We start from the raw sequence: 12544 nt of genomic DNA, 5'->3' as shown, positions 1-12544 counted from the left end.
AGTAATTTTATCTTTAGAAATCATAAGCAGAATAATTTTAGTGAGTTGAAAATCAATGCCTTAATTTACTAAATATTCTGCTTTTTCTATGATTTAAAACTCAATTTCTTACGTCGAATTCAGGTTTTCAGGAAATACTGATTGCTACCAACCCATTGAGAAAAAACTGAAAATAACCCGTGATCTTCTTGAAATTTTTCTCAAATACAGACATCCGGTTGGTATTATTACCAAAAACTCATTAATACTAAGAGATTTAGACATTCTTTCTAAGTTATCCGAACACAACCTTATAGCTGTATACATTTCTATTACAACATTAAACGAAGAAACCCGAAGAATTCTGGAGCCTAGAACTGCCAGCATAAAAAAAAGGTTAGAAACTTTAGAAAAATTAAATGCTTCAGGCATTCCTACTAATGTGATGATGGCGCCAATTATCCCATCAATTAACAGTCATGAAATATTGCCCCTGGCTAAAGAAATCTCTAAGTGCGGTGCTAAAAACCTTGGGTATACTATTGTAAGACTAAATGGGGCGATTGGTCATATATTTACAAAATGGTTAGAACATACTTTACCTGATCGCAAGGATAAAATCCTACATCAAATCATGCAATGTCATGAAGGAAATCTAAACGATAGTGAATTTGGCAGAAGGATGAAAGGGTCTGGCACTATGGCGGATCAAATTCATCAATTATTTACTATCGCCAGACAAAAATATTTCCCTGAAAAACAAAGCATACACTTTAATTGTGATCTACATCAAAATCACAAAGATGGACAATTAAGCCTTTTTTAAAACACAAAAAGGACGGATTATAATCTACCTTCCCATTCTTTATAGAATTGTTCTAAAAATTGTTCCATAAACTGGTGGCGAACTATTGCTAACTCGCTACCGGTTTGGGTATTCATTCTATCCTTCAGAAGAAGAAGTTTTTCATAAAAATGATTAATTGTTGGTGATGTTGAAGATTTATACTCCTCCTTGCTCATAGCAAGGTTTGGAGCAATGTCAGGATTATACAATTCTCTGTTTTTAAATCCTCCATAGTTAAAACACCTTGCAATTCCTATAGCACCTACGGCATCTAATCGATCTGCATCCTGGATAACGTCCAGTTCTGGAGATTTGAATTTTTGATCAACGTTTCCTCCTTTAAAAGAAATATTTTCTATAATCTTTATTACGTGATCAACAACTTCTTTTTTTACGCTAAGGCTATTCAAAAAATCCCTGGCTATTTGTGGACCTACTGTTTCATCTCCTTCATAAAATTTGGAGTCGGCTATATCGTGCAACAATGCTCCTAATGATACTACAAAAGGGTCTACATCCTCTTTTTTAGAAATTAATTGTGCATTTTTAAATACCCTATCGATATGAAACCAATCATGTCCTCCCTCTGCTCCGCGGAGTTTTTCTTTTACAAAATCAATCGTTTTAGATATAATCTGATCTTCAGTCATATCCATTACGTTTTATTTTACTATTGCAGGTTGTACCCACTTAAATTCAAATATATCTTCAGGAATAACCAATCGCTCTCCAATACGCTGCATTCTTGCTGGTAATTTCATCAAGAAGTCACGTGCTTTTTCTGCCTCATCGGTTAGGTCTATTATTTTATCTATTTCCCATCTATCGATAAGGCGTTGCATGATATCTACATAATCCTGAGAGGTGTACACCCCAATACGCTGTGCTGCCCATGAAAACTCTTCAAAAGCAGACCCCATCGCTTGTCCTGATTCTCTAAGGAAATATGCTGGCATGATAATTTTCTTTTTCATCATATCGCTAAATGCAATCATCATCTGACTTGGATCAACTTCAAAAATATTTCTTACAAATTCGCTATACGCATTATGATGACGCATCTCGTCTCCTGCAATAATTTTACACATTTTGCTTAATGGTTTGTTTCCATATTTTCTAGCCATTTTTGCAACTCTATTATGTGAAATATAAGTAGCCAATTCCTGAAAACTAGTGTATACAAAATTCTTATAAGGATCTCTATCTGTACCAATATCAAAACCATCATTAATCAGATGCTGCGTTGTTCTTTCTACTTCTATCATATCTACACGACCTGATAAGTAAAGGTATTTATTAAGCACATCTCCATGTCGATTTTCTTCTCCTGTCCAGTAACGTACCCATTTTGCCCAACCATTGTCTTTTCCATTTTCATGTTGATCTACTCCTTCTACATCCATTAACCAGGATTCGTAGGTTGGTAGTGCTTCTTCAGTAATAGTATCTCCAACCAATACTACCCAAAAATCATAAGGAAGTTCTTTGGCTAATTCTCTCAATTCTTTTACTTCATCAAAAAAAGTGTCTTCATTTTGCGAATCGGGTAAAAAATCTGTTGGTTGCCATATTTTATCTACAGGAATCAAAAATTGATCTACAAAAGAGTCAACTTTCTTCTCTAGTAGTTTCATTACTTCTAATCGTATATTATCCAAAGCCATTATAGTGGTGTATTACGTTCTTATTGCTAAAGTAATCCTTTCTTCTATTTTTTCCAGCAATAATTCAGGTTCTTTATTAATTGATATCGGTTCTTGCACTTCTAAAGTCATGTGTATTCCTACTCCCATCGGGAAATTTCCAAATCTTACAAGTTTCCAACTATTATTTATAGTTAAGGGTACTACCAAAGCATCTGGTGCATTTTTGAACAAAATTTTTAGCCCTGTTGGGGCAAATGACTTAGGTTTCCCATTTTTACTTCTAGTTCCTTCTGGAAAAATAACGGCAGAAAAATTATTCTCGGCAACAAATTTCCCAAATTTGGATAATGCAGGAATAGATTGTTTAGGGTTTTTTCTATCAATCAGCACATTCCCTCCATGTCGTAGATTAAAGGATATGCTTGGTATTCCTTTTCCTAATTCTATTTTAGAGATAAATTTTGGTTTATGTTTTCTTAAATACCATGATATCATTGGTATGTCAAACATGCTTTGATGATTAGAAACCAAAATCAAAGGCCTGTCATCCGGTAATTTGTATTCATTTTTAAAGCTAAATGTCACTCCCAAAGCGTGTAAACATCTCAATAAGCATAGGTTCATAATATTTACTACTCCTCTATGTGCTCTCGCCCCTCCTAATTTTACTCCTAGCCATTGTAATCCATGAAAAACTACAAGTGTAAGCCCAAAAAACAAATAAAAAACTATAGAAAGCGGATAACTAAGTATCTTTTTTATTGCTCCCATTATCTCTTTTTAATTAATGTGTAAACGTATTGCAAGGTCTAATATTATTTCAAGTAAACCTATCGATTTATTAAAATAAAAACCGCCTGCAATAACAAACGGTTTAGAATTATTTTTTGCATACAAATCAAACGCTGTATTAACAGTGTTCGTTATATGCATCTTTAAGATTTTCTGCTATCATTTCTGCTGGGCGACCTTCAATATGATGTCTTTCTAGCATATGAACTAATTCTCCGTTTCTAAACAACGCCATTGAAGGTGATGATGGAGGAAATGGAATCATAAATCCTCTTGCTTTATCAGTTGCTTCTTTATCTACTCCTGCAAAAACCGTTACCAAGTTATCAGGTTTTTTATCATTCTCTAATGAGGCTTTTGCCCCAGGGCGAGCATTTGCTGCAGCGCAACCACAGACTGAATTAACCACAACCAAAGTGGTTCCTTCTTTTGCCATTGCTTGTTCTACAGCCTCTTCTGTATGTAATTCTTCAAAACCAATATTTGTTAGATCTTCACGCATTGGTTTTACTAAATCTGCTGGATACATATCTTTTTATTTTTTTCTTATTACAATTTTATGCAAAGTTACAAATTATGTACCATATAAGGTTAACTGACAAGTAGTCTGATAATTTACTTACATCTTGAGGCAAAATCTAAGATATCATTTAATTATTACTCTGGTATCGTAACAAATTAATGATAAAGCCTACTAATATAAATGAACTAAGAATTATCTTTTAATAATTAGTTTATCTTTACAACCCAAAAAAAAATTGAATGATTAAGTGGTTTACAGCCATCGTAGGGTATATATTTTTTAGATTGCCAGGAGCTATTCTTGGTTTTATTTTAGGTAGTTTGCTCGATACTTCCACAAGTAAAAATAGTGGTGGATTTAAAAAGGTGTTTTCACAAGAATCAAAGGTAACCCCTGCAGATTTTGAGCTAAATTTATTATCCCTATCATCGATTGTTATCAAAGCCGATGGTAGTGTTAATCAAACAGAGCTTGATTATGTAAGGCAATATTTTGTAAGTGCTTATGGTAAAGAGCGTGCCAATGCTACCTTTAGGACCTTTAACGAAATTATAAAAAACAGGCAGGTTTCTGCACAACGTATTTGTATGTATATTAATCAGCATACGAGGTACCCTTCGCGATTACAGATTTTACATTTTTTGTTTGGTATTGCTAATGCTGATGGGATGGTGAGTGCTTCTGAAGCAGAGGAGATTAAAAAAATAGCAGGTTTTTTAAGAATTAACTTTAAGGATTTTGAAAGTATTAAAGCTATGTTTTTTAAGACTGGTGATCATGCATATAAAATCCTAGAAATTGAAAAAACCGCTACTGATGCCGAGGTCAAAAAAGCGTTTAGAACCATGGCAAAAAAGTATCATCCTGATAAAATACAACATATGGATGAAATTCATATTAAAGGTGCAGAGGCTAAGTTTCGCGAAGTACAAAGTGCATACGATCAGATCAAAAAAGAGCGAGGGATCCCTTAATACTCTTCAATTCAAATTAGTGTATGTTCAATCCAATACAGGCTGTTCTCCTGTAATGCAACATATACTGCCTTTTTGCTATCGTCTACAAAACTGATTTCAGAGTATACTCCATCAAAAGGTTCGCTTTCTTTTGAATCAATTACCACAATTGACTTTTTCCCATCTTCAAACATACTATTATCAAAAGCCAGATACCCCAAATGATGACCATCTGGCGAAAATTTTAATGAAAAATGATCAACTCCGGAGTAAGGCTTCATTTCTACTTCATTAACAACTACAAAACAATCGTTATCTCCCTCTTTAGAAGCTACATAAGCTATTTTTTTTGAGTCTTTGCTTATTGCTAACCCCATAGTGTTATCATAAGGTTTCTGAGGTTGCCAATTGATAACAACAAAATAGTTATCATAGGAAGCATCATCATCATACTCATCATCGTCTTCTGGTGAAGTGTCTGTATAACCATGAAAGGCAAACACCTGATTATCTTCAGAAAACATTGGTTGGCTGGCACTATCATACATCTCTCCTTTATCCCTATCTAAAGCAGCATACCATTTATTATCTTTTTTTGCTATAAAACCTATTCTTTTTCCATCTGGACTAATTGCTATATCGGTTATCAAATCGTATCCAGAAGAGATTTCTTCATTTTTATAATACACTCCCCAATATTCATCTTTTTTAAATCGATAACATATTTCGCCCTTTTTATTAAAAGACAGATCCATAATCATATCATACTCTCTTAGTCTTTTTCCTGATATCTCTACCGCCCATTTATCTTTTATTTTTGCGGCATACGCAATATCAAAAGTCTGTGGATGAAATGAGAAAAGAGGTACGTTGTACCCTTCTTTAGGTTGTTTTGATTCAAATGGACCAAAGGCATCCTGTTTATAAACAACATAATAACCATTATCCTTACTAATAGTATAGGCTAAATAATTATCTGGACTCCATCTCAAAGAATTAAAACCAATAAATGAATGAGTCGCAATCTTTTTTCCATTTTTAATTATGAAATACTCATCATCATTTTTAGCAACATAGGCATACTCTTTTCCATCTTTCGAAAATTTTAAATCTCTTACATCATCATAGTACAAATGTGCTTCTCCATCTATCACCATCCTTGATTTATTTATGTCATCCGATTTTTCTGAGTACGCCACTCTTTTAGAAACTAAATTTATCCATACTTCTTCTAACTGTTCTTGTTTAGGCAATTCAACTAACTTTGTTTTTTGAGTCTTCATAATCTATTGTTTTTTAAAACAATTCTCTTTTAGGATGTTTTATTGATTACAATTTGTTCTCTTCTTTATATTTTTTTAAAACAGTAAAACATTCTTCGTTATTATACTCTTCAAAATCTCTGACCATTATCAAAAAATCATTGGTTTTTTCAAAGCATCCTGAGAAGTCCATATGCATCAATCGTTTGGCAATCCTGAGATAGGTTTCTAAAACTTTATTTTTCCAATCTGAAAAATCTTTTGATTTAACTCTAGAATTAATCTGATCTACAAATAAATATTCTCTCTGTATTTTTTCATCATAATAGTTTACATCAAGTGTTTCATCTTCAGAAAAATAATACATATCCGGGGCATTATAGTGATCCCATATTTCATAATTCCCCAGAGTTTTTTCTGCTCCTCTTTCTTTCTCTAATCCAATAGCAATAGTAGGAGGAAAAACTCCTTGCATATTATATTCGAACAAAATGCAATACACTTGTTCTTTTAAATTTGGCAGATTACTAATTTGCTTATAGGTTTCTTTTACCAGATAATCTTCTATCTGTTGTAAAGTAGCATCAATATCTTTCTCAGGATCTTGTCGCTGGTATAATACCAATTTATTTTTTCTATCTCCGTATTGTTTTTGTTCTATTCTTTCTAGGGTTTCTTCTTTTTGATTATAGATAAAATCTACAGTGCAATGTGGTTGTTTACTATCTTTTAAAAACAGATCATATCCAAGAAGTACATTTTTATCTTTTCTATATTTTTTGGCTTGCACACCATATTGGGAACATTCTATATACAGGTCTGGCATTCTGTTCTCTAAAAACAAATAGCATAATTTGATAGCTTTCCTTTCTTTTTTATTTACATAAATCGAAGTGCTTTTAATGACATCTTTTTTATAATCAAAAAATGTGTCATAGCTTAAGCTTTTTCCTAATATCAATTGTTTTAAAAACACTTTTTTGTCTTCCAAATCCAGTGTATACAGGTATAGGTCATCATCTTCGGGATCAAAATCATCATCGGATAATATAAATGTAGGATTTTCCAGACGCTCGCCTTGCAGTTCAGCAAAAAAAGGTTCTATATCATATAAGTTCGCGATTGAGTATAAACTAGTAGCTTCTTTTGCATTAACCTCTACTAGCATTTTTGCATGATGATCTGTAATTTTCTCGAACTCTCGCTCTACCTTATATATTGATTCTTCTATCGTCATTATTATTGGTTTAATCCTAATTATTTTTACCCTGTATTAAATTCTAATCCCTCTAGACATCAAAACTAATTGCAGGGCTCAGCTGCGATACCTGCAAATTTTCCGCTATTAATTACATTAGCTACTTTTTCTTCGACAATAATCTCTGAATGCGACTCGGCAAGTCTAAACATTTTTAGTCCTTTTGTTTTTTCCTGATCAATTTTTAATTTATGAAAGTAATATTTGCTCCCAATAGATAAATGTTCTGAAGATCCCATATCTGCACAAGAAACAAGTCCTGCTACATGCACAAGTAAATATTCGACCCCTAAAACTTCTCCTGTAAAAGTATCTTTAATATCTACGGGAAATGTTTGCAAATTTCCCACACCAGCACTTCTTAGGGCATTGACCAGTTCGGGGCTCATTAATGACGATTCGCTATAATAATCATTTAATCTTTCTTGTATAGAAGGCGTTATATATTCTGGAGTATATCGATCATATTTACACTCTTTTCCTGCCAGCATCTTAATCTTAAAAGGTAATTCTATCTTATTCTCATCAATAGAAATCCCACAGTCATCAAATATTTCGTGATTAGAATCACGTGTCATCATAATGTTTTTGCCTTCATCGGGCGAAACAATTCGATAGTAGGTTATGTTCATCTTTATTGCACTATATTTTCAAATTCCCATATCATATTTTCATCGGGATCCTGATCTATTAATTGTTTTACTACATCACGATATACGATGATAGTAGGTAAATGTTCTTGCAAACGGAATAATGGTTCTTTATTCACTCTATCTGTATCTATTGCGAGTTCACAGCGTATGCCCCATTTTGGTTTTTTTCCTTTGAGTAGCGATCCGGGAAAGGCTCCACATGGGACTACTTCCAAAAGATTAATAGCAAAATAATCCTTCCAAACAGTAGCGTCTTTCTTACTTTTTATAATAACTGGAAAGGTTTGTAGTGCATCGACTCCTGCATCGACAAGTATATCCAAAAATTGTTTTGAGACGACAGGTATTTTACCAGTATTAAAATCAGCTATACGATCTCCTGCTTTTGCATTGGTAGTAAACTCTATAGGTTTATCAAAAGACAAAGTGATTTTTTTACCACATAAAAAATCTAATTGTTCAGGTAAATTTTCAGGAGGATACACGTGTATTTCAGGTTCCTGAGTGGTGTCTTCTTTGAGAATAAAATAGTTGCTTTTACCATGTGGTGGTTTTTCTTTTAACTTCCTAAAATACATCACCAATGCCTGCGCCTTAGACTCGTACAAACGCTCCTGAATTCGCTTTTTTTCTTGCCCTATGGTACCTCTTTCATAAGACACCTCATGTTCATTATTTTCAAAAGAAAATGTTCCTGTATTATAATACGCCTTTAGTTTTATTTTTTTAAAAGTATTCGACTCAGGGTCTTCTTTATGATGTTCTAACTCGATAGTACTTTTATGATCCTGATTTAGTATGAATAAAAACAATTCATTGGTATGATAAGCGGCAAAATCACTTTCATTAAGGAATTCTTCTTTGGTATATTGTCGTTCTAGAGCTGCTATTACGTATGGTAACATTTCGTACAGATTGTTTGTCAAAGCATACATGCAGGCTATGTTAAAATTCATAGTCCCTCTTTCTTTTAGTGATTCTGTTATCTCACCAAAATATGGTTCTAAAGCCTCAATCCCTTCTTCTGTTTGATTACTGGCGCAATACGCTACAATAAGATTTGCTACAATATTGTGAGACAAAGATCTTTGCGGATCAAATTTTTCTTTATGATTTATAAATACATCTATCGCCTCCTGAAATTTTCCAAGTCGTACCTTACTCATTATAAGAATATTTAACGACTCATTACACGGTTTTATACTCAATGCATTTGTACCATATTCTGACGATTTTGAATAATTAGCTTCAGAAAAATAATACGCTTGTGCAATATTTAAAACAATAACAAACTCTTTGGGATAATCTGCGATTATTTTTTCTTCCATTTCAATAAGCTCATCCCACTGCTGATTTGAGGCGCAGTTCATGAATTTAATCTTACGGAGTTCCTTTTCGGGAGCTGTTGCATTCGCCTGAGTAAGTATGTCAATCAGTATATTATTATCTACCTGATGTGCCAGCATTAATGGGTTTTTATCATTGCCAGCAATAGTATTTACATCTGCCGATGCTGCTATAAGGAGTTTTGTTATTTCTATAGCTTCATTTTTTACTGCAAAATGAAGCGGTGTCATCCCTTTTTGCCACCCTTCTTCTGTTAAAGGATTATTAGGGTTTGCGTTGTGTTGAAGAAGTAATTGAACAACATTTATATCCTTCTCATTATCTCCTTTTGCATATGAACACACTCTTGCCAAAATAGTATTACCAGCCGTATCTGTATGATTTACATCTACTCCCTTTTTCAATAAAACCTCTAATAGGGCAATGTTTTCTGACACATAAAACAATAAATTTTTATTTGTTTTTTTGTTGGTATATCCTATATCGATTAGATCCAACTCTATACATTCTATTAATGTATCTATATGTTCTTCTGCATTTTTAAAAAGCTCCTCTACATCAATATCAATCTGCTTGTTTTTAAACATTTTAAGAATTGATAGGTCTCCACCTTCTAATGTTTTTTCGATCACTTTTGTGATAACATTGGTGTCAGGCAATACTTCCTGATTTATTAACTCTTCGATTGTTATAAGTGAGTTTTCTTCTATTGCCTTTAATAGCGCTTCTTTCTTCTTTTTGCCTTCTTTTATTTGTTCAATGCCTTGCACTACACTCGGTGATGCAGATTCTAGTATTTCTTCTAATAAGGTTTCAAAATACTCTTCGTCTACATACTCTTCTTCTTCGTATTCTTTTTTATACTTATTGAGAACCTCTAAAATATTCTGCTGTAGGTTTACATCCTCTGTGTGATGCAAGGCAGGAGCAAAAAGTTCGTCCATACTATCACCCCCATCGCCGGTAAGCATGTCTCCGGGAGCGCGTTCTAATAATTTTAATAATGCTTCTGATTCGAATTGAGGGAAATAGGTATCTATTAAGTGATCCTGATTTGTACTACTCCAAAATCGGTGACCTGCATCGTAATACTCACATGCTTCATAAAATTGATTTACGATAGCCAGCTGCGCATCTTTATCTTTTCTTTTTATGATTTCTTCTACTACCAGACCAGTAGCTTTGAAATTAAAATAAATATCCTGTAATGTCATTTGAAACACCCCAACCAATGACTCTGATGAAAGGGCATGCAGGTGTTTTTGCAGATATTCATCAAGAATAGGAGTATCTACCAATTGTTCATCTTTCATTTTTACTCCAAGAAATTGAGTAAAGGGATGCCCTCCCCTGGTATAATACGCCTCGACCAACATTCCTAAAACAAGAAGCTTTATCTCAAATTGTTTTGCATCTTCTGTTTTTAGCTGTTCTATGGCGACAGAAAAAACTGACATTCCTTCTGGTTTGGATTCTTCCTGATATCCTTGTTTTAGTTTAGCCAAAAAAAGTCTATTGGCTTCTTTTAGTGATTCTCCTTCATTTCCATAACCTTTTACTTCGATCTCTGCTGTTTCTTTGAGTTCCCCATTAACAACAACACACATATCATTTTTGGGTACTATCAAACAAAATTGAGTAGTTGCATCGTTTTTAAGTACAAGGTATTTTTCTAAATGATTCTTAACCATATTTACTTTTTATACTGTTTTTTTTTAAAAAATTACTTTTACCTTTTTAAGGTATAGTGATATGTTTTTAACATTGCTTTCTCACTCCTCGCACATGGCATCCATATAATTATACACTTCAAAAACTTTCATTACTATTTCTTGTGCTTCCCAATAACTCATATCATTATCTTCTACATTTAGATATGTTTTTTCGTATGACATCCTTCTAGTTCTAACTTCTTTCATAATCTCCTGTCCTCCTCTTGTATCTGGTAACCAGTTGATCATATCAATAAGTGTATTCAGATGCTTTAAGAACCTTTTTATTTCATTTTGAGGATAGGCTTTTCCTGTAGAAATACTCTGCTGCTGCTTTTCTATTGCTTCGTATTCCTCTTTTAGGGTATTGAAATGATGAAACCTAAACCACTCCCAATTATAAGAAGATCCCCAATGAGGTTGGTCTGCAGAAGGGATGTTGTTTGGTGTTTTTTTCATTAAAACTAAATATATCCGTTTTGAACAATTTTATATACGCACAAAAAAGCGTCTCAACTTATTTCTGAATGCGCACAAAACATGCACAATACAAATATGGTAGACTATTAGCAATAAAAAAATACCTTTTATAGTGAAAATCTCCCCCCTGAAAACAGGGGGGGTTATTAGCTAAATACTAGGACGATATACCCGATTAAGGAGAATATTAATGCCTCTTTTTTGCAAAGGTATTGATGTTTTTTTACCATCGGTTATAAAAACGCAGCAAGCATATTTATAGAAAACCAGCTACATTTCTGCAACTGGTTCTTATCATTTATTTCTCACTCTTACCGCTCTCAGAATGCCACTAGTCGAAAACATAGCGGTAGCTCCATACTAGGAACAGCGAGGACTACAACAGGGTTTATGCAAAATAGCCGCGCATTCTGTAACTACTATTGAGGATTTAAAGGTATCTAGTTTAGGAGGTTGACGCCCTTTAGGTAGTTCTGGACGGGTTTTAGGGTGTTGCAAGACCCCCGATAGGGTGTTCAGACACCCCCTATGGGTCGTTATTAACGGGCTATGGGTCGTCTGGAACGCCCTGTAACCCGTAGGATAACGCCCTTTTGATCGTTATTTGCTGCCTGTAGGTAGTATCTCGACGGTCTATTACCCGTTACGGAGTCATTCAATCTGTCTTGTCCTGAAATAGGTTTACCCAAAAGTGTAAACCTATTTCAGGACAAGACATTCTATTACATCATATTACCAAAATACAAAAAGCCGTACTGTTTTATTATAAGTACGGCTTTTTTATTTTAGCAAAACACTCTTGATCGCCACTAGTCACAGACTAGCGGGAGCGGGGGCTTTGTGTGCTTTATTTACAGGAAAAAAAGTGCTTGAAGTTTCTCATAATATTTTGATGTACATAAATCAATCCAAAACAATAAGGTATTTTATATATTGTTGTATTGCTGCCTTTTTTATTATAGACCTGAATTCGATCTAAGTATTTAGCAGAATAGTGCTAATTGGTTTGATTTGATAGTTTCAAATTTGATTTCTGGTTTCTTTTCTTGAAAAGAATAAGCAATAAGACTAGCTACAAGATTAGTAATA

11 protein-coding genes and 1 pseudogene are annotated in these 12544 nt (G+C 33.6%); 2 read left to right on the top strand and 10 right to left on the bottom strand.

What is annotated here, in order from left to right; translation table 11 throughout:
* The first annotated feature begins 103 nt into the window (after nucleotides 1-103).
* Nucleotides 104-805, top strand: a complete 702-nt coding sequence (locus C1X07_RS24485; RefSeq protein ID WP_103072689.1) for a radical SAM protein — start codon at nucleotides 104-106, stop codon at nucleotides 803-805.
* Nucleotides 806-822: 17 nt separating this feature from the next.
* Here the strand turns inward: C1X07_RS24485 and C1X07_RS24480 are convergent, their stop codons facing one another.
* From C1X07_RS24480 to C1X07_RS24465, 4 genes are all read right to left on the bottom strand, one after another.
* The gene (locus C1X07_RS24480) at nucleotides 823-1476 is read right to left on the bottom strand and encodes an HD domain-containing protein (protein WP_103072691.1); all 654 of its coding nucleotides are present in this window, start codon (nucleotides 1474-1476) and stop codon (nucleotides 823-825) included.
* Between the two features lie 12 nt (nucleotides 1477-1488).
* Entirely contained in the window at nucleotides 1489-2490 is a 1002-nt protein-coding gene (locus tag C1X07_RS24475; RefSeq protein ID WP_103072688.1) for an acyl-ACP desaturase, read from the bottom strand.
* 12 nt (nucleotides 2491-2502) lie between these two features.
* Nucleotides 2503-3243, bottom strand: coding sequence for a lysophospholipid acyltransferase family protein (locus C1X07_RS24470; protein ID WP_317046162.1), 741 nt, complete (start codon nucleotides 3241-3243; stop codon nucleotides 2503-2505).
* A gap of 139 nt (nucleotides 3244-3382) precedes the next feature.
* Nucleotides 3383-3793 carry a BrxA/BrxB family bacilliredoxin gene (locus C1X07_RS24465; RefSeq protein ID WP_103072687.1) on the bottom strand — a complete coding sequence of 137 codons (411 nt, stop codon included), beginning with the start codon at nucleotides 3791-3793 and terminating at the stop codon, nucleotides 3383-3385.
* Nucleotides 3794-4026: 233 nt separating this feature from the next.
* Between C1X07_RS24465 and C1X07_RS24460 the strand changes: the two genes are divergently transcribed.
* Nucleotides 4027-4761 (top strand): TerB family tellurite resistance protein, encoded by a 735-nt coding sequence (locus C1X07_RS24460; RefSeq protein WP_103072686.1) that lies wholly within the window; start codon nucleotides 4027-4029, stop codon nucleotides 4759-4761.
* An 11-nt stretch (nucleotides 4762-4772) separates the two neighbouring features.
* Here the strand turns inward: C1X07_RS24460 and C1X07_RS24455 are convergent, their stop codons facing one another.
* From C1X07_RS24455 to C1X07_RS25520, 6 genes and pseudogenes are all read right to left on the bottom strand, one after another.
* Nucleotides 4773-6026, bottom strand: coding sequence for a TolB-like translocation protein (locus C1X07_RS24455; protein ID WP_103072685.1), 1254 nt, complete (start codon nucleotides 6024-6026; stop codon nucleotides 4773-4775).
* Between the two features lie 46 nt (nucleotides 6027-6072).
* The gene (locus C1X07_RS24450) at nucleotides 6073-7242 is read right to left on the bottom strand and encodes a hypothetical protein (protein WP_103072684.1); all 1170 of its coding nucleotides are present in this window, start codon (nucleotides 7240-7242) and stop codon (nucleotides 6073-6075) included.
* 65 nt (nucleotides 7243-7307) lie between these two features.
* The gene (locus C1X07_RS24445; protein ID WP_103072683.1) at nucleotides 7308-7895 is read right to left on the bottom strand and encodes an imm11 family protein; all 588 of its coding nucleotides are present in this window, start codon (nucleotides 7893-7895) and stop codon (nucleotides 7308-7310) included.
* A gap of 2 nt (nucleotides 7896-7897) precedes the next feature.
* Complete coding sequence (locus tag C1X07_RS24440; protein ID WP_103072682.1) at nucleotides 7898-10954, bottom strand: ankyrin repeat domain-containing protein; 3057 nt, start codon at nucleotides 10952-10954, stop codon at nucleotides 7898-7900.
* An 81-nt stretch (nucleotides 10955-11035) separates the two neighbouring features.
* Nucleotides 11036-11434, bottom strand: a complete 399-nt coding sequence (locus tag C1X07_RS24435; protein ID WP_103072681.1) for a hypothetical protein — start codon at nucleotides 11432-11434, stop codon at nucleotides 11036-11038.
* 1004 nt (nucleotides 11435-12438) lie between these two features.
* Nucleotides 12439-12544 (bottom strand): annotated as a pseudogene (locus C1X07_RS25520) (IS982 family transposase); the annotation flags it as partial.

The sequence above is a fragment of the Aquimarina sediminis genome (genome assembly GCF_002895435.1).
GTDB classification, from domain to species: Bacteria; Bacteroidota; Bacteroidia; order Flavobacteriales; family Flavobacteriaceae; genus Aquimarina; species Aquimarina sediminis.
Note: the sequence above shows the minus strand (reverse complement) of the source record. Positions and strands in the feature narration are given on the sequence as shown.

Bases quoted from the DNA above. Each gene is read 5' to 3' on its own strand.
- C1X07_RS24480 (WP_103072691.1), bottom strand. From the start codon at position 1,476: ATGACTGAAGATCAGATTATATCTAAAACGATTGATTTTGTAAAAGAA.
- C1X07_RS24475 (WP_103072688.1), bottom strand. From the start codon at position 2,490: ATGGCTTTGGATAATATACGATTAGAAGTAATGAAACTACTAGAGAAG.
- C1X07_RS24470 (WP_317046162.1), bottom strand. From the start codon at position 3,243: ATGGGAGCAATAAAAAAGATACTTAGTTATCCGCTTTCTATAGTTTTT.
- C1X07_RS24465 (WP_103072687.1), bottom strand. From the start codon at position 3,793: ATGTATCCAGCAGATTTAGTAAAACCAATGCGTGAAGATCTAACAAAT.
- C1X07_RS24460 (WP_103072686.1), top strand. From the start codon at position 4,027: ATGATTAAGTGGTTTACAGCCATCGTAGGGTATATATTTTTTAGATTG.
- C1X07_RS24455 (WP_103072685.1), bottom strand. From the start codon at position 6,026: ATGAAGACTCAAAAAACAAAGTTAGTTGAATTGCCTAAACAAGAACAG.
- C1X07_RS24450 (WP_103072684.1), bottom strand. From the start codon at position 7,242: ATGACGATAGAAGAATCAATATATAAGGTAGAGCGAGAGTTCGAGAAA.
- C1X07_RS24445 (WP_103072683.1), bottom strand. From the start codon at position 7,895: ATGAACATAACCTACTATCGAATTGTTTCGCCCGATGAAGGCAAAAAC.
- C1X07_RS24440 (WP_103072682.1), bottom strand. From the start codon at position 10,954: ATGGTTAAGAATCATTTAGAAAAATACCTTGTACTTAAAAACGATGCA.
- C1X07_RS24435 (WP_103072681.1), bottom strand. From the start codon at position 11,434: ATGAAAAAAACACCAAACAACATCCCTTCTGCAGACCAACCTCATTGG.